This window comes from Streptomyces caelestis, assembly GCF_014205255.1.
GTDB classification, from domain to species: Bacteria; Actinomycetota; Actinomycetes; order Streptomycetales; family Streptomycetaceae; genus Streptomyces; species Streptomyces caelestis.
In genome coordinates this window covers 4,220,073-4,235,928 of sequence record NZ_JACHNE010000001.1, presented here as the reverse complement: position 1 = coordinate 4,235,928, position 15,856 = coordinate 4,220,073, and the positions used below count along the sequence as shown (strand labels likewise).

The 15,856-nt window shown below is 72.5% G+C and carries 14 protein-coding genes, 1 tRNA gene and 1 other RNA gene; 11 read left to right on the top strand and 5 right to left on the bottom strand.

All coding sequences use genetic code 11. The annotated features are described in order from the left end of the window. Positions 1-16 precede the first annotated feature (16 nt). The 5 genes from HDA41_RS19220 to HDA41_RS19200 all read left to right on the top strand — a co-directional run bounded on the left by HDA41_RS19220 (position 17) and on the right by HDA41_RS19200 (position 4,665). On the top strand, positions 17-2,557 hold the full coding sequence (locus HDA41_RS19220) for a SpoIIE family protein phosphatase (RefSeq protein ID WP_184985556.1): 2,541 nt from the start codon (positions 17-19) through the stop codon (positions 2,555-2,557). 13 nt (positions 2,558-2,570) lie between these two features. After that, the gene (locus tag HDA41_RS19215) at positions 2,571-3,035 is read left to right on the top strand and encodes a DUF4383 domain-containing protein (RefSeq protein ID WP_184985554.1); all 465 of its coding nucleotides are present in this window, start codon (positions 2,571-2,573) and stop codon (positions 3,033-3,035) included. A gap of 19 nt (positions 3,036-3,054) precedes the next feature. After that, the gene (locus HDA41_RS19210; RefSeq protein WP_184985552.1) at positions 3,055-3,537 is read left to right on the top strand and encodes an MSMEG_6728 family protein; all 483 of its coding nucleotides are present in this window, start codon (positions 3,055-3,057) and stop codon (positions 3,535-3,537) included. A gap of 67 nt (positions 3,538-3,604) precedes the next feature. After that, entirely contained in the window at positions 3,605-3,940 is a 336-nt protein-coding gene (locus HDA41_RS19205) for an ArsR/SmtB family transcription factor (RefSeq protein ID WP_184985550.1), read from the top strand. Then, on the top strand, positions 3,940-4,665 hold the full coding sequence (locus HDA41_RS19200) for a cation efflux transmembrane domain-containing protein (protein WP_184985548.1): 726 nt from the start codon (positions 3,940-3,942) through the stop codon (positions 4,663-4,665). The genes HDA41_RS19205 and HDA41_RS19200 overlap by 1 nt, the downstream gene beginning before the upstream one ends. Positions 4,666-4,667: 2 nt before the next feature. Here HDA41_RS19200 and HDA41_RS19195 read toward each other — a convergent pair whose 3' ends face one another. Together HDA41_RS19195 and HDA41_RS19190 are read right to left on the bottom strand one after the other, a co-directional pair. Beyond that, positions 4,668-5,123 carry an ArsI/CadI family heavy metal resistance metalloenzyme gene (locus HDA41_RS19195; protein WP_184985546.1) on the bottom strand — a complete coding sequence of 152 codons (456 nt, stop codon included), beginning with the start codon at positions 5,121-5,123 and terminating at the stop codon, positions 4,668-4,670. Between the two features lie 28 nt (positions 5,124-5,151). Next, positions 5,152-6,501, bottom strand: a complete 1,350-nt coding sequence (locus HDA41_RS19190) for an FAD-dependent oxidoreductase (RefSeq protein ID WP_230299734.1) — start codon at positions 6,499-6,501, stop codon at positions 5,152-5,154. A gap of 158 nt (positions 6,502-6,659) precedes the next feature. On the opposite strand from HDA41_RS19190, the gene HDA41_RS19185 reads away from it, so the two are divergent. Continuing rightward, entirely contained in the window at positions 6,660-7,046 is a 387-nt protein-coding gene (locus HDA41_RS19185; RefSeq protein WP_184985544.1) for an ArsR/SmtB family transcription factor, read from the top strand. A gap of 105 nt (positions 7,047-7,151) precedes the next feature. On the opposite strand, the gene arsB is transcribed toward HDA41_RS19185, so the two are convergent. Both arsB and HDA41_RS19175 read right to left on the bottom strand, forming a co-directional pair. Beyond that, complete coding sequence (arsB, locus tag HDA41_RS19180; RefSeq protein WP_184985542.1) at positions 7,152-8,237, bottom strand: ACR3 family arsenite efflux transporter; 1,086 nt, start codon at positions 8,235-8,237, stop codon at positions 7,152-7,154. Beyond that, positions 8,234-8,542, bottom strand: coding sequence for an ArsR/SmtB family transcription factor (locus HDA41_RS19175; RefSeq protein ID WP_184985540.1), 309 nt, complete (start codon positions 8,540-8,542; stop codon positions 8,234-8,236). The genes arsB and HDA41_RS19175 overlap by 4 nt, the downstream gene beginning before the upstream one ends. Positions 8,543-8,618: 76 nt before the next feature. On the opposite strand from HDA41_RS19175, the gene HDA41_RS19170 reads away from it, so the two are divergent. Beyond that, complete coding sequence (locus HDA41_RS19170; protein WP_184985538.1) at positions 8,619-9,050, top strand: arsenate reductase ArsC; 432 nt, start codon at positions 8,619-8,621, stop codon at positions 9,048-9,050. A gap of 67 nt (positions 9,051-9,117) precedes the next feature. On the opposite strand, the gene HDA41_RS19165 is transcribed toward HDA41_RS19170, so the two are convergent. Continuing rightward, positions 9,118-9,205: transfer RNA gene (locus HDA41_RS19165), tRNA-Ser, on the bottom strand. Positions 9,206-9,277: 72 nt separating this feature from the next. Here HDA41_RS19165 and ffs point away from each other — a divergent pair. From ffs to HDA41_RS19145, 4 genes are all read left to right on the top strand, one after another. Further along, positions 9,278-9,376: signal recognition particle sRNA small type (ffs, locus tag HDA41_RS19160), an RNA gene on the top strand. Positions 9,377-9,429: 53 nt separating this feature from the next. Next, positions 9,430-11,865 (top strand): DNA polymerase III subunit gamma and tau, encoded by a 2,436-nt coding sequence (locus tag HDA41_RS19155; RefSeq protein WP_184985536.1) that lies wholly within the window; start codon positions 9,430-9,432, stop codon positions 11,863-11,865. A gap of 286 nt (positions 11,866-12,151) precedes the next feature. Beyond that, positions 12,152-13,402, top strand: a complete 1,251-nt coding sequence (gene purD / locus HDA41_RS19150) for a phosphoribosylamine--glycine ligase (RefSeq protein WP_184985534.1) — start codon at positions 12,152-12,154, stop codon at positions 13,400-13,402. Between the two features lie 330 nt (positions 13,403-13,732). Further along, entirely contained in the window at positions 13,733-15,637 is a 1,905-nt protein-coding gene (locus tag HDA41_RS19145; RefSeq protein ID WP_184993541.1) for a hypothetical protein, read from the top strand. Positions 15,638-15,856: the final 219 nt, after the last annotated feature.

Sequence of the window (15,856 nt, the reverse complement as noted above, 5' to 3'; positions counted from 1 at the left end):
AGCGAGATGACCGATCATGGAGCAGCCCGTCACCGTCGGCCGGGCCATCCGGTCGCTCGGAGCGGAACCCGGGGCCGCCGAAGCCCCCGCGGTCGCGGACCTCGCGGAACTCGTCGGTGAGCCCCTCACCGCCCGCGTCACCCTCGACGAGCGGGGCAGGGTGACCGGCTGGAACACGGGGGCCGAGCGGCTCCTCGGATACTCGGCACGGCAGATGACCGGCCGCCGCGCCGCGGATCTGCTGGCCGAGCCGATCCCGGTGCGGGGCGGCCTGCCCACGCTCGCCGGACTGCCCCGGTGGAACGGCGACGTCGCGCTCCGGCACCACGACGGCCGGAAGCTGACCGTCAGGGTCCTCGCCCACCACAGGGCGCCCGGCACCGGCGCCGGCGCCTGGCTCCTCCTCTCCGCCCTGACCCGCCGGCAGTCCCGGCCCGCCCTCGACGACTCCCTCGTGACCTGGAGCTTCGCCCAGTCCCCGTGCTGCGCCCTGGCGCTCTACGACACCCGGCTCCGGCTCAGGCGGGCCAACGAGGGCATGGAGCAGACCATGGCGCTCACGGAGGAGGAGATGCTGGGCCTGCGCGTGTCCGAGATCGTCGACGACGAGGCCGGTGAGCGGGCGGAACGCGGCATGGCCCGGGTGCTGCGGACCGGCGAGCCGCAGTACGAGGAGAACTATCTGCGCACCCCGGGCGAGACGAGCGAGCACGCCTGGTCGGTCTTCATGTCCGCGCTGCGGGACGCCGAGGGCACGATCCGGGGCGTCTGCCTTGCCGCGCACGACATGACGGAGCAGTTCTGGGCCCGCAAGCGGCTCCAGCTGATCGCCGAGGCCGGCCGGCGCATCGGCAGCACGCTCGACGTGACGCGCACGGCCCAGGAGCTGACGGACGTGACCGTCCCGGCCCTGGCCGACTTCGTCAGCGTCGATCTGCTCGCCGCGCTGGACGACACGGCCGAACCGCCCGCCCAGGCCCTTCCGGCGGACGGGCCGCTGCTGCTGCGGCGGGTGGCGCTGCGGTCCGTGACCCCGGGCGCCCCGGAGGCGGTCGTGGCGCCCGGCCAGGTGGACTCCTATCCGGAGGGTTCGGCGCCCTACGAGAGCCTGCGCGCGGGACGGCCCACTCTGCACGCGGTGACCGACACGTCGTTCACGGAATGGCTCGCACACGACCCGGAACGTGCCGCGAGGATCCGGGCGTTCGGCATCCACTCGGTGATGACCGTGCCGCTCGTCGCCCGCGGCACCACGCTGGGCGTCGCCTTCTTCGTCCGGTACCGCGACCCCGACGCCTTCCGGCACGACGACCTGGTCCTGGCCGGAGAGCTGGCGGCCAGAGCCGCGGTCAGCATCGACAACGCCCGCCGCTACACCCGGGAGCGCGCCACGGCCGTCACCCTCCAGCGCAGCCTGCTGCCGCAGCGGCTGCCCCGGCAGGCGGCGGTCGAGGTCGCGTCCCGCTATCTGCCGGCGGGCGGGCACGCCGGCGTCGGCGGGGACTGGTTCGACGTCATCCCGCTCTCCGGGGCACGGGTGGCCCTGGTCGTCGGCGACGTCGTCGGCCACGGTCTGCACGCCTCCGCGACCATGGGCCGGCTGCGCACGGCCGTACGCACCCTCGCCGACATCGACCTGCCACCCGACGAGCTCCTCACACACCTGGACGACCTGGTCGCCCGGCTGAGCGTGGAGGAGGAGGGCGGGGAAACCTCCGCGGACGTGGGCACCTCCGCGGACGTGGGCGCGACCTGCCTGTACGCCATGTACGACCCGGTGTCGCGGCGCTGCTGCCTCGCCGGGGCCGGGCATCCGATGCCGGCCGTGGTGAGTCCCGAGGGAAACGTCGAGCTGATCGAACTCCCGGCCGCGCCCCCGCTCGGCGTGGGCAGCCTGCCCTACGAGGCCACCGAGGCCGTCCTGCCCGAGGGCAGCCTGCTCGTTCTCTACACCAACGGCCTGATCGAGGACCGAGGCCGGGCCGGGGATCTCGACGCGGGCGTCCACCGGCTGCTGGAGGCCCTCGCCCTCCCCCAAGCTCTCCGCTTCGCTCGAACAGGGGGCACCCCCGTGGCGCCCTCGCTGGACGCCCTGTGCGACACCGTGCTGGCCGACCTGCTGCCGCAGCGCCCGGCCGACGACGTGGCCCTGCTCGTCGCCCGCACCCGCGCGCTCGACGAGAGCCAGGTCGCCACCTGGGCGGTGCCGGACGACCCCTCCGCGGTCGCGCAGACCCGCAAGGACGTGGTGGCGCAGCTGGAGAGATGGGGCCTGTCCGACGCGGCCTTCGTCACCGAGCTGGTCGTCAGCGAACTCGTCACCAACGCCATCCGGCACGCTCAGCCGCCGATCCAGCTCCGTCTGATCCACGACGCCACCCTGATCTGCGAGGTCTCCGACGGCGGCAACACCGCTCCCCATCTGCGGCGCGCCCGCACCTACGACGAGGGCGGGCGCGGCCTGCTCCTCGTGGCCCAGATGACCGGGCGCTGGGGCACGCGCCAGAGCGCCTCGGGCAAGACCATCTGGGCGGAACAGACACTCTCTCTCCAGTGAGGATCCACCGGCCATGACCACACACACTTCCCACCGGGCCGCCGCGGCACCCGTGCAGCGCGCCGCCCAGCTGATGGGCGTCGTCTTCCTCCTGGTCGGCGTGCTGGGGTTCATCCCCGGCATCACCACCGACTACGGCTCGATGGAGTTCGCCTCCCACGAGTCGGGCGCCGAGCTGCTGGGCGTGTTCCAGATCTCGGTCCTGCACAACCTCGTGCACCTGGCCTACGGTCTTGTCGGCCTGGCCCTCTCCCGCACGGTGGCCGGAGCGTACTCGTACCTGCTGGTCGGCGGCGCCGTCTACCTGGTGCTGTGGGTCTACGGCCTGATCGTCGGCCACGACAGCGACGCCAACTTCGTCCCCCTCAACACCGCGGACGACTGGCTGCACTTCGCCCTGGGCATCGCGATGATCGGCCTGGCTCTGGCCCTCGGCCGCCGCACCACCCGCACCCGCCGCACCGGCGCGGAGCGGTAGACACCCGGAACGGGACGGCGTGCAGACCTTCCTGCCCTACCCCGGCTTCCGGGATTCGGCCCTGGTCCTGGACCGCCGCCGGCTCGGCAAACAGCGGGTCGAGGCGCTGCAGGTCCTGCGCGGCCTGGTCGTACCCGGCTACGGCTGGCGCCACCACCCCGCGGTCCGCATGTGGGCCGGATACGAGGAGGCACTCGTCCGCTACGGCCTGGAGATCTGCCGCGTCTGGCGCGAGCAGGGCCACCAGGACAGCTGCGCGGCCACCCTGGTCGCCGACCTCGCGGCGACCCGCCCGCACGCCCCGGTCCGCGACCAGCCGGTCCTGGCGGCCGAGGGCGAACTGCCCCCCTGGCTGGGCGACACCCCCTTCCACCACAGCCACCGCTCGGCCCTCGTCCGCAAGGACCCCACCACGTACGCGGACCTCTTCCCCGAGGTTCCCGACGACCTGCCGTACGTGTGGCCGGCGTCGGACCGGTCGTCCACCGCGAACATCGCATGACCGACGGTCGGCCGCCCCTCGACGATCCACGGTTTCCTGAATTCAGGGAGGCGTGTACTCTCGTGCCGTGCTGACTGTTGCCTCCGACATCGAAGTGCTGGCCCGCTTCGGCCGCGCTCTCGCCGACCCGATCCGCTGCCGCATCCTGCTCGCGCTGCGCGAGGCCCCGGCCTACCCCGCCGATCTCGCCGACACCCTGGGCATCTCGCGCACCCGGCTCTCCAACCACCTCGCGTGCCTGCGCGACTGCGGACTCGTCGTCACCGTGCCCGACGGCCGCCGCACCCGCTACGAACTGGCCGACGGGCGACTCGGTCACGCGCTGGACGACCTGCGTGCGGCCGTGGTGGCCGTCGAGACCGACCGCACCTGTGCCGAGGCCGGCGACAAGGGATGCTGCTGATGACCGCGATATCCCTCGCACCCTCCCCGGCCCGCCGGGACCTGCTCGCCCGGCGCGTACGTCTGCTGGTCGCGGCGACGATCACCTACAACGTCATCGAGGCGATCGTCGCCATCACGGCCGGCACTCTCGCCTCCTCGACCGCCCTGATCGGCTTCGGCCTGGACTCGGTCGTCGAGGTCTCCTCCGCCGCCGCGGTTGCCTGGCAGTTCTCCGCCCGCGAGCACACCGTGCGCGAGGCGCGGGAGAGGACGACCCTGCGGATCATCGCGCTGTCGTTCTTCGCGCTCGCCGCCTACGTCACTGCCGACGCCGTCCGCGCCCTGACCGGCACGGGGGAGGCGGAGCGCTCCGTCCCCGGCATCGTGCTGGCCGCCCTCTCCCTCGCGGTCATGCCGTTCCTGTCAGCGGCCCAACGCCGCGCGGGCCGTGAACTGGGCTCCGCCAGCGCGGTCGCCGACTCCAAGCAGACCCTGCTGTGCACGTACCTCTCGGCCGTGCTCCTGGCCGGCCTGGTCCTCAACGCCACCCTCGGCTGGTCCTGGGCCGACCCCGTCGCCGCCCTCGTCATCGCGGTCATCGCCGTCAAGGAAGGCCGCGACGCCTGGCAGGGCAAGGGCTGCTGCGCGCCCACGGCGACCGCGGTCCCCGCCCCGGCTCCGGCCGTCCGTGCTGACGCGGACGACGGGTGCGGCTGCCGCCCAGGCTGCGATTGCTGTCACTGACATCAGCCGCCCGCTACGGCCGGTGCGTCGGTGTCGGTGCCGGCCGGGTCGGTGCAGCAGGTGCTGCCGCGCTGCTTGGCCAGGGAGCCGGCGTCGGCCTTGACGACGTACACCTCCCAGGGTTCCCGGCCGGGGCCGTGGACCCAGACCTTGTCCTGGAGGGCGTAACAGCAGGTGGTGTCGTTCTCCACGTCGGTGGCCAGGCCCGCCTCGCCCAGGCGGGCGGTGGCGGCGCGCACCGCCTCGGTCGTCTCGACCTCGACGCCGAGATGGTCCAGGCGGGTCGCCTCACCTGCGGTGCCTTCGATCAGGACGAGCTTCAGCGGGGGCTCGGCGATGGCGAAGTTGGCGTAGCCGTCGCGGAGTTTGGCGGGCTCGGTGCCGAAGAGCCTCGTGTAGAAGGCCACGGACTCGGCGAGGTCGGGGACACGGAGGGCGAGCTGTACACGGGACGTCATGGCGAACCTCCTGGAGTGGGTGGGGAGTTCAGCAGCCGCCGGAGGCGGTGGCCGGGGCGCCGCAGCAGCCGCCGCCCTCGCTGTCCTGAGCGGCGCCGGGTTCCTCGAACAGGCCCGCGCCGCCGCACACGCCGGTCTCCGGAAGGGTCAGCTCGACTCGTTCGGCGGCCTCCCGGTCTCCGGCGATCGCGGCGGTGATGGAACGGACCTGCTCGTAGCCGGTCATCGCGAGGAACGTGGGGGCGCGGCCGTAGGACTTCATGCCGACGAGGTAGACGCCCTGCTCCGGGTGGGAGAGCTCGTTCACGCCGTGCGGGTGGACGGTGCCGCAGGAGTGGACGTTGGGGTCGATGAGCGGGGCCAGCGCGGTGGGCGCCTGGAGGCGCTCGTCGAGGCCGAGGCGGACCTCGGACAGGAAGGACAGCTCGGGGCGGAAGCCGGTCAGCACGATGACCTCGTCGACCGGGTCGAGGCGGCGGCCGTCCTCGGCGACGAGGACGAGCCGGTCGCCGTCGCGTTCCACAGCCTGTGTACGGAATCCCGTGACCGCACTCGCATGGCCGGCCTCGACGGCGGCCTTGGCGCGCAGACCCAGGGCGCCGCGGGCGGGCAGCTGATCGGCCTCGCCGCCACCGAAGGTCGAGCCGGTGATCCCGCGGCGCAGGATCCACACGGCATGCGTGCCCGGCTCGTCCCCGGCCAGTTCGGCGAGGTGAGCGAGGGCGGTGAAGGCGGAGGCGCCGGAGCCGACGACCGCGGTGCGCTTGCCCGTGTAACGGGCACGGACGGCCGGGTCCTTCAGGTCGGGGACGCGATAGGCGATGCGGTCGGCGGCGGCCTTCTCGCCGAGGGCGGGCAGGCCGTCGGCGCCGAGGGGGCCGGGGGTGGACCAGGTGCCGGAGGCGTCGATGACGGCGCGGGCGATGATCCGCTCCTCGCGGCCGTCGACCGACCGGATGTGCACGGTGAAGGGCTGCTCGTCACGGCCGGAGTCGACGATGCGGTCGCGCCCGGCGCGGGCCACACCCGTCACCGTGGCGCCGTAGCGGACCTTGTCGCCGAGGACGTCGGCGAGGGGCTGGAGGTACATCGTGGCCCAGTCGCCGCCGGTGGGGTACGCGGAGCCGTCCGGGCGGCTCCAGCCGGTCGGGGCGAGCAGCTTCTCCGCGGCCGGGTCGGTGACCTCCGACCAGGGCGAGAACAGCCGCACGTGCGTCCAGTCGCGCACGGCCGTGCCGGCCGACGGCCCGGCTTCCAGGACCAGCAGTTCAAGGCCGCGCTCGACGAGATGGGCCGCGGCGGCCAGGCCGACCGGGCCGGCTCCGATGACCACGACGGGCAGCTGGTCGGTGGTGGGCACGTTGTTGGAGAAGGCCACGAGATTCCCCTTTGATTCGACATGTGTCGATGTCTTGTGGTCTCAGCATCGCACCTGCTTCGACACCCGTCAACATAGATGTCTGTCGAATTGGAGCCCCTGTCTCGGCCCTGACTCGCTCTGGACGCTTTTGGTTCGACGTATGTCAACATAGACGCATGTCGAATACGAAGGCGCTCCCGCTGCTGGCACCCGAGGTCTCCGAGGTCTCCGAGGCAGCGGCGCCATGCTGCCCGCCCCTCACCGAGCGCCCGTTCACCGCGGAGGAGGCAGAAACCGCCGCGCGGATGTTCAAGGCCCTGGGGGACCCGGTGCGGCTGCGGCTGTTCTCGGCCGTGGCCTCGCACGAGGGCGGCGAGGCGTGCGTGTGCGACATCTCCGACGTCGGCGTCTCGCAGCCGACCGTCTCCCACCACCTGAAGAAGCTCAAGGAGGCCGGGCTGCTGACCTCCGAGCGGCGCGGAACCTGGGTCTACTACCGCGTCGAGCCGTCCGTGCTGGCCGCGATGGGCAAGCTGCTGACCAGCACGTCGACCGCGAGCTGACCGCGACCGAGGCGGGGCCTGCGTATGCCGGGAGGCGGCCGTCAGGAACTCCGCCCCATGCCGGACGGGCCCACGCGGCGCGTCAACTCTCCCGCGCTGCCGCGGTCACCACCGACCCGCGGTGAACTTCCGCCGCCAGGCCAGCGAGACGTAGACGAGCGCCACCAGGACCGGCACCTCGATCAGCGGCCCGACCACGCCCGACAGCGCCTGCCCGGACGTCACACCGAAGGTGGCGATGGCGACCGCGATGGCCAACTCGAAGTTGTTGCCGGCCGCCGTGAAGGCGAGGGTCGCGGTGCGGTCGTAGGCCAGGCCGATCACCTTGCCGAGGGCGAACGTGCCGAACCACATCACGGCGAAGTACACCAGCAGCGGCACCGCGATACGGGCGACGTCCAGCGGCTGCGAGGTGATGGTCCTCCCCTGGAGGGCGAAGAGGATGACGATCGTGAACAGCAGGCCGTACAGCGCCCACGGGCCGATCTTCGGGAGGAAGCCGGACTCGTACGTCTCGCGGCCGAGCTTCCGCTCGCCGATGCGGCGGGTCAGGAACCCGGCCAGCAGCGGGACGCCGAGGAAGATGACGACGTTCAGGGCGATCTTCCCCATGGAGATGTCCAGGTGCTCGCCATCCCCCAGGTTCAGCCAGCCGGGCAGCAGGTCGAGGTAGAACCAGCCGAGCAGGCCGAACGCCAGCACCTGGAAGACCGAGTTCAGTGCGACCAGGACCGCTGCCGCCTCGCGGTCGCCGCAGGCGAGGTCGTTCCAGATGATGACCATCGCGATGCAGCGGGCGAGCCCGACGATGATCAGGCCGGTGCGGTACTCGGGCAGGTCCGGCAGGAAGATCCAGGCCAGCGCGAACATGACCGCCGGGCCGACGATCCAGTTGATGACCAGCGACGAGACCATGAGCCTCTTGTCGCCGGTGACGGCGTCGAGCTTGTCGTAGCGGACCTTGGCCAGCACCGGGTACATCATGACCAGCAGGCCGATGGCGATCGGCAGGGAGATGCCGCCGATCTCGACCTTGGCCAGAGCGCCGTTGAGGCCGGGGATCACACGGCCGAGCCCCAGGCCGACGGCCATGGCGAGCAGGATCCACACGGCGAGGAAACGGTCGAGCGTCGACAGCTTCGCGACGACCGAGGACTCCTCGGCGGTCGCGGATGCTTCGGTGCGGGTCACGGGCAGGCCCTCTTGTTGTCGGCGGCGGTGCGTGCGGACTCGGCCAGGTCGGCGAACTGGCCGGCGAGCCGGGCGATGACGTCGGGACGCAGCCGGTAGTACGTGTACCGGCCGCACGGCTCCGTCTCGACGACTCCGGCCTCCCGCAGCACTCTCAGGTGGTTGGAGAGGTTGGTCTGACGGGCACCGGTCTCCTCCACCAGGTGGGTGGTGCACAGCGTCTCGTCGGCGAGCAGGGTCACGATCCGGAGTCTGAGCGGGTCGGCCAGAACCCGGATCAGTTCAGTGTCGACTGACGTCATCATGGGCTGATACTGTCACATCAGTCTTAGCTGATACCAGTCAGGGCTGAAGCAAGAACTGCTGACGAAGGAAGAGCCGATGTCCTCCAGCCCGCTCGCCTCCGTGCTGTTCGTCTGCGTCCACAACGCCGGGCGTTCCCAGATGGCTGCCGGATTCCTCCATCACCTCGCGGGCGACCGGATCGAGGTCCGCTCCGCTGGCTCCGTCCCGGGCGACCAGGTCAACCCCTCCGCGGTCGAGGCCATGAAGGAAGCCGGCATCGACATCGCCGACGCCAAGCCGAAGATCCTCACCACCGAGGCCGTCCAGGCGTCCGACTACGTCATCACCATGGGCTGCGGCGACACCTGCCCGATCTTCCCCGGCAAGAAGTATCTCGACTGGTCCCTGGAGGACCCGGCCGGCAAGGGCGTCGAAGCCGTCCGCCCCATCCGCGACGAGATCAAGACCCGCGTCGAGTCCCTGATCGCCGAGATCGACGCCCAGCCCCGCTCCCCTCGCAGCAACTGAGACCACACACGCCGAAGGGCCCCACCGCAAGCGGTGGGGCCCTTCGACATCGTGCCCGGTGAGGCACTGGCGGAGGATACGAGATTCGAACTCGTGAGGGGTTGCCCCCAACACGCTTTCCAAGCGTGCGCCCTAGGCCTCTAGGCGAATCCTCCGCCAGGAACATTACATGACCGAGAGGAGTGCTCGCGAACTCGTTCCCTGCCCCCGACATCAGGTAGCCTTGGCGCAGCCCCTCACGCGGCGCTATCTGACTGAACTCCCCCAGGGCCGGAAGGCAGCAAGGGTAGGTTGGCTCTGGCGGGTGCGTGGGGGGCGTTTGCGTTCCGGGTTCCTGTGGCGGGGTCCGTTGTCAGTGGGCGCCTATAACCTCGTATGCGTGTCGTCTCTCGCTCTGTACCGCCGCTATCGCCCGGAGACCTTCGCCGAGGTCATCGGGCAGCAGCATGTGACCGACCCGTTGCAGCAGGCGCTGCGGAACAACCGGGTCAACCACGCGTACCTGTTCAGCGGGCCGCGCGGCTGTGGCAAGACGACCAGCGCGCGGATCCTGGCGCGGTGTCTGAACTGCGAGCAGGGCCCTACGCCCACGCCGTGCGGTGAGTGCCACTCATGCCAGGACCTCGCGCGCAACGGACCAGGTTCCATCGACGTCATCGAGATCGACGCCGCTTCCCACGGCGGCGTGGACGACGCCCGTGACCTGCGCGAAAAGGCCTTCTTCGGGCCCGCCCGCAGCCGGTACAAGATCTACATCATCGACGAGGCCCACATGGTCACGTCGGCCGGCTTCAACGCGCTGCTGAAGGTCGTCGAGGAGCCGCCGGAGCATCTCAAGTTCATCTTCGCGACCACCGAGCCCGAGAAGGTCATCGGGACCATCCGGTCGCGGACCCATCACTACCCCTTCCGGCTCGTCCCGCCCGGGACCTTGCGGGAGTACCTCGCCGAGGTGTGCCAGAAGGAGGACATCCCGGTCGAGGACGGTGTGCTCCCGCTCGTCGTGCGCGCCGGTGGCGGGTCCGTGCGTGACTCCATGTCCGTGATGGACCAGCTGCTGGCCGGCGCCGCCGCGGACGGTGTGACGTATGCCATGGCGACCTCCCTGCTCGGGTACACCGACGGTTCCCTCCTCGACTCCGTCGTCGAGGCCTTCGCCACCGGTGACGGGGCCGCGGCCTTCGAGGTCGTCGACCGTGTGATCGAGGGCGGGAACGATCCCCGTCGGTTCGTCACCGACCTGCTGGAGCGGCTGCGTGACCTGGTGATCCTCGCCGCCGTCCCGGACGCGGCCGAGAAGGGGCTCATCGACGTCCCCGCCGACGTCATCGAGCGCATGCAGGCCCAGGCCGGCACCTTCGGCCCCGCCGAGCTGAGCCGGGCCGCCGACCTCGTCAACGAGGGCTTGACCGAGATGCGCGGCGCCCACTCGCCCCGTCTCCAGCTGGAGCTGATCTGCGCCCGCGTCCTGCTCCCCGCCGCCTACGGCGACGAGCGGTCCGTCATGGCCCGCCTGGACCGGATCGAGCGCGGCGTGCACTTCTCCTCCCAGGGCCCCGCCGGCATGCCCGCCATGGGGTACGCGCCTGGGCCCGAGGGGCACGGGGCAGCGGTGGCCGGTCCGGCGGCCGCTGCCGTGCCACCGGGTAGCGGTCCTGCCGCGGCCCGGGCGGCGGTCCGTGCCTCCGGAGCACCGGCTGCCGGTAGCCCCGGGGGCGGCGGTGGCGGTCATGCGGCGACCGCGGGCGGACATGCGCAAGCCCCCGCTGCGGCGGGGCAGGACGCGCAGCGGCCGGCGGTGTCGGGTACGTCCGCTCCCGCCGAGCCCGCGCCCACCTCCGGCCCTGCCGACGGCGGGCACGCCCAGCCGCCTGCCCAGGCCCAGCCTGTCCAGCGGCCCCAGGCACCGCCCGTGGCGAGCACTCCCGCTCCCTCCCACGCTCCCGCAGCCGCCTCCGCCCCGGCCCCCGGCGCCTGGCCCACCGCGGCCTCCGCCGGCAGCGGCCGTCGCCCCGGCGGCTGGCCCACGGCCGCCTCGGGCGCACCCGCACCCACCCCCGCATCCGCACCCGCGTCGACCCCCCCGGCAGCGAGCACCCCCGCTCCGAGCGCCCCCACACCCAGCACCCCACCGGCACCCCCGGCACCGGCCGCCTCCGCCCCGGCACCCGGCGGTCTCGACCCCCGCATGCTCTGGCCGAACATCCTGGAAGCGGTCAAGAACCGCCGTCGCTTCACCTGGATCCTGCTCAGCCAGAACGCCCAGGTGGTCGGCTTCGACGGCACGACCCTCCAGCTGGGCTTCGTCAACGCCGGCGCGCGCGACAACTTCCTCAGCAGCGGCAGTGAGGACGTGCTGCGGCAGGCGCTGGGCGAGCAGTTCAACGTCCAGTGGAAGATCGAGGCGATCGTCGACCCCTCCGGCGGCTCCGCGCCGCAGGCCCCGGGCAGCCCCTCCGGATTCGGAGGCGGCCAGGGCGGTCACGGCGGTCACAGCGGCAGCGCCGGTGGCTACGGCGGCGGATACGACACCGGCACCGGCGCCACGGCGACCGCCCAGCGCCCTGCCACGTCCCAGCCGACGGCCCCGTCCACCCAGCAGTCGAGCACCCCCACCCGCACCTCCACCCCGGCCCCCGCACCCACCGCCTCCGTACCCCAGCCCTCCGCCCCGAAGCGCCGGTCCGTCTCCGTCGAGGACGACATCCCCGAGGACGACGACCCCGACCTCGACGAGTCGGCCCTCTCCGGCCAGGAGCTGATCGTCCGGGAGCTGGGGGCGACGGTGGTGGAGGAGTTCTCGAACGAGCCCTGAGCGGCCGGACAAGCCCTGAGCGGCCGTGCAGCCGCAAGTCCTGCCCGAGCGGGCCGGCATCACCCGAGCGGGCCGGCATCACCCGAGCGGGCCGGCATCACCCGAGCGGGCCGGCATCACCCGAGCGGGCCGGCGCCACCCGAGCGGGCCGGCGCCACCCGAGCGGGCCGGCGCCACCCGAGCGGGTCGCCACCACCCCGTTTTGGAGGAACCTCCAGCCCAAGATCCCCGGCCCCTTCGGAAGCCCGCACAAAGCAAACCCGCCGCCTCCCGTTAGGCTGACCCCGTGAAGGTCCTCGTCATCGGCAGCGGCGCCCGCGAACACGCCCTGTGCCACTCCCTGTCCCACGACCCCGACGTCACCGCGCTGCACTGCGCCCCCGGCAACGCCGGCATCGCCGAGGTCGCCGAGCTGCACCAGGTCGACGCCCTGGACGGCACGGCCGTCACCGCGCTGGCCAAGCAGCTCGGCGCGGATCTCGTGGTCGTCGGCCCGGAGGCGCCGCTGGTCGCCGGTGTCGCCGACGCCGTCCGCGAGGCCGGCATCCCGGTCTTCGGCCCGTCCGGGCCGGCCGCCCGGCTCGAGGGCTCCAAGGCCTTCGCGAAGGACGTCATGGCGACAGCCGAGGTGCCCACGGCACGGTCGTACGTCTGCACGACCCCCGAGGAGGTCGACGCGGCCCTCGACGCCTTCGGCGCCCCGTACGTGGTCAAGGACGACGGGCTCGCCGCCGGCAAGGGCGTCGTCGTCACCGACGACCTCGACGCGGCCAGGGCCCACGCCGTCGCCTGCGAGCGCGTGGTCATCGAGGAGTACCTCGACGGCCCCGAGGTCTCCCTGTTCGCCGTCACCGACGGTGAGACGGTCGTGCCGCTCCAGCCCGCCCAGGACTTCAAGCGCGCGCTGGACGGCGACCAGGGCCCCAACACCGGCGGCATGGGCGCGTACTCCCCGCTGCCGTGGGCCGACCCGAAGCTGGTCGACGAGGTGCTCGAGACCGTCCTCCAGCCGACCGTGGACGAGATGAAGCGCCGCGGCACGCCGTTCTCCGGGCTGCTCTACGCCGGACTCGCGATCACCTCCCGCGGCGTCCGCGTGATCGAGTTCAACGCCCGCTTCGGCGACCCCGAGACCCAGGTCGTCCTGGCCCGGCTGAAGACGCCGCTGGCCGGTCTCCTGATGGCCGCGGCCACCGGCAACCTCGCCCACCTGGAGCCGCTGCGCTGGAGCGACGACGCGGCCGTCACGGTGGTCATCGCCTCGCACAACTACCCCGGCACCCCGCGCACCGGCGACCCGATCACCGGTCTCGACGAGGTCGCCGCCCAGGACGCCCCGCACGCGTACGTGCTGCACGCAGGCACCAGGCGTGACGGTGACGCGATCGTCAGCGCGGGCGGCCGCGTCCTGTCCGTCACGGCCACCGGCAAGGACCTCGCCGAGGCCCGCGACCGCGCCTACACGGCCGTCGGCCGCATCCGGCTCGCCGGTTCCCAGCACCGCACGGACATCGCCGCGAAGGCGGCAGGCGCGTAACCGGCTCCACGCCCCGACCGGCTGGGAAAACGCCCTCGCTCGATGAACCCCGCAGGCCCCGGATCCGTCTCAGGATCCGGGGCCTGAGGTTTTCGGTAAGCGGGGCCTGATCCCTCGTTGTCCGTCATCCACCTCTCCCCAAAGCCATTCCATCGAGTGACCGATGCCCTATCCGGCTGACGGGGGGCGGAGCCCCAACTAGGGTGCGGCGCAAGCGTTCCGGCACTTGGCCCACCGGCATTGCGATGTCAGTGGCGGGTGCCACAGTGGGGGAGTGAGCAAGGAAAGCGTCAGGTCAACGGGGAGGGGGTGAGGTCGGTCGTGACCGGAATGGGTGTGGAGGCAGGAGCGCAGGCCGCGCGGTCTCGGGCGCTCGTCGTGCTGCGCATCCGCAGCCGCGCGCTGGCCGTCGCCCTGCTGCCCGCCGCCGTCGCAGTGATCCTGCTCGCGGGCGCCGCCACCGGCCGCCTCGTCGGGCCCGGCTGGGATGTCGCCCGCTGGATCCTGACCCCGGCTGCGGTTCTCGTGCTGCTCGCCGCCGCGGGTATCGCCCTGGTCGTCGCCCGGGCCCGCCCCGCCATGAGCCCGACCATCCGGATCAGGGAGGAGACGGCCCCCGACCTGTACCGGATGGTGCGCGACCTCGCCGACCGCCTCGACGTCCCCGCGCCCTCCGCGATAGCGCTCACGCCGGACTGCGACAGCTGGCTGGAGGACCGCACCCACCGTGCCCACGGCCCGCCCCCCGCCGAGGAACACGACGACATAGCGGGCGGCGGGAGACACCCGCAGCGCCGTCACCCGGTCGCGCCGGTCCTCGTCATCGGCTCGCCCTTCCTGTGGTGGATGCGGGTCGGCGAGCTGCGCGCGGTCCTCGCCCCGGTCGTCGCCGGTACGGGCCCCTCCGCGCACCCGGACATAGCAGCCGCCCGGCGCTTCGTCCGGGGTCTGGACGCCGCGGTGGCCGTGGCCTCGGCGCCGCACCGCGGGCAAATGTCGCGGGCCGTGCTGGCCGGTGTCGGCTGGGCGGCCCGGCTTCTGCTGCGCAGTTGCCGTGTGCACGCCGCCGAGATGGAGCGGGGCGTGGCGGCCGCGGCCGCGGAGCGTGCACAGGCTGTGGATTACGGGCTGCGGATCGTCGCCCAGGAGCAGGTGGGGCTGGCGTACGCGGGCTGGGACCGGCTGCTGACCCGGGTCGCGCTGCCCGCCTGGCGGATGGGCCGCTGGCCGTCCCGGCTGGACGCCGGTGTCGTGGCGGCTCTCACGGAGCTGTCCCGTCGCGACCGCCTGGCCGAGGGCTTCGCGTCCCGTCTCGGTGAGCGGCCCGCCTGTGATCTGCTGGAGGAGCCGGGCGCGATCGACGAGGCCGCCTCCCTGCTCGCCGCCCGCCTCTTCCACGGCGGCCCCGCGGGGCCCGGGCCCGACTGGTCGCCGGTGGGCTGGACCGAGTATCCGGAGGAGGTCGTGGACCGCAAATGGCGCATCGACGCGGCCCGCCTCCACCGCGTCCTGGACGCCATGGGCGTCCGCCCGGCCCCGCGAAGCCCGGCCCCGAACACCGGCGGCCCGACCCTGTCCCGCGTCCTCGACCACCTGACGGACCCAGGGGACCGCCTAACAGATCCAGGGGAACGCCTGACGGGCCCAGGAAACCGCCTAACAGACCAAGGTGCCCGCCTGACGGACCAAGCGGACCACCTCACGGACCGAGCCGGAGAGACCCCTTTCACCACCCGAGGCCCGGAGCCACCCCCCACCGACGACGCAGAAGACCTCTCCGGCACCACCCCCCGCAGCGCCACCCTCGCCGCCCGGCTCAGAGCCGAACTGTCCCGCGAGCAGGCCACCGCGACGCCAGGCCCGTCGGCCACCGCCCCCTCGACCGCCCCCTCCACCGCGGCCTCGCCACCCGCCGGCTCCCCGACCACCGCGGACCCCGCCGCCCTCTGGGACGACCGATCCCTCCCCCTCTTCCCCCTCCAGCCCCCGCGCACGGCCCGCGAGCTGCTCGCCGACCACCTCACAGCGATGATCTGCTGCGCCGCGATGGACACCGCCGGTGCGACACCGGGCCTGGACTGGCTGGACGGCCCGACCCTCCTCCACAACGGCGAGCGCACCGCCGACCTGGCCCCCAAGATCCTCACCCTCATCGAGGACGGCGACGCCACGCCCCTGCGGACCTGGCTGGCCGAGCTGGGAATACGCCCCGAGAAGCCGGTCCGGCTCGTCTGACTACCGGAACACCTGCTTCCGCTTCTGGCCAATTCGAAACGAACAGTAACGAAGTGCGCGCGTTATGTGATGTGCTTGGACCGTTCGCGCACATGGCAAGGGCTTGCGACATACGACAAACACATACGTAGGGCGCAACCGCACAGCCCCCACAACGCCGCACTGGGGCAGGACGCCGCACAGCCGCAAAAACACCGCGCACCAGTAGGCAACTCACAC

What these genes read in the sequence shown, in the direction of transcription:
- HDA41_RS19175 (WP_184985540.1), bottom strand. Translation starts at nt 8,542, where the DNA reads ATGATGACGTCAGTCGACACTGAACTGATCCGGGTTCTGGCCGACCCG.
- HDA41_RS19195 (WP_184985546.1), bottom strand. Translation starts at nt 5,123, where the DNA reads ATGACGTCCCGTGTACAGCTCGCCCTCCGTGTCCCCGACCTCGCCGAG.
- HDA41_RS19185 (WP_184985544.1), top strand. Translation starts at nt 6,660, where the DNA reads ATGTCGAATACGAAGGCGCTCCCGCTGCTGGCACCCGAGGTCTCCGAG.
- HDA41_RS19170 (WP_184985538.1), top strand. Translation starts at nt 8,619, where the DNA reads ATGTCCTCCAGCCCGCTCGCCTCCGTGCTGTTCGTCTGCGTCCACAAC.
- HDA41_RS19220 (WP_184985556.1), top strand. Translation starts at nt 17, where the DNA reads ATGGAGCAGCCCGTCACCGTCGGCCGGGCCATCCGGTCGCTCGGAGCG.
- HDA41_RS19200 (WP_184985548.1), top strand. Translation starts at nt 3,940, where the DNA reads ATGACCGCGATATCCCTCGCACCCTCCCCGGCCCGCCGGGACCTGCTC.
- HDA41_RS19145 (WP_184993541.1), top strand. Translation starts at nt 13,733, where the DNA reads ATGGGTGTGGAGGCAGGAGCGCAGGCCGCGCGGTCTCGGGCGCTCGTC.
- HDA41_RS19215 (WP_184985554.1), top strand. Translation starts at nt 2,571, where the DNA reads ATGACCACACACACTTCCCACCGGGCCGCCGCGGCACCCGTGCAGCGC.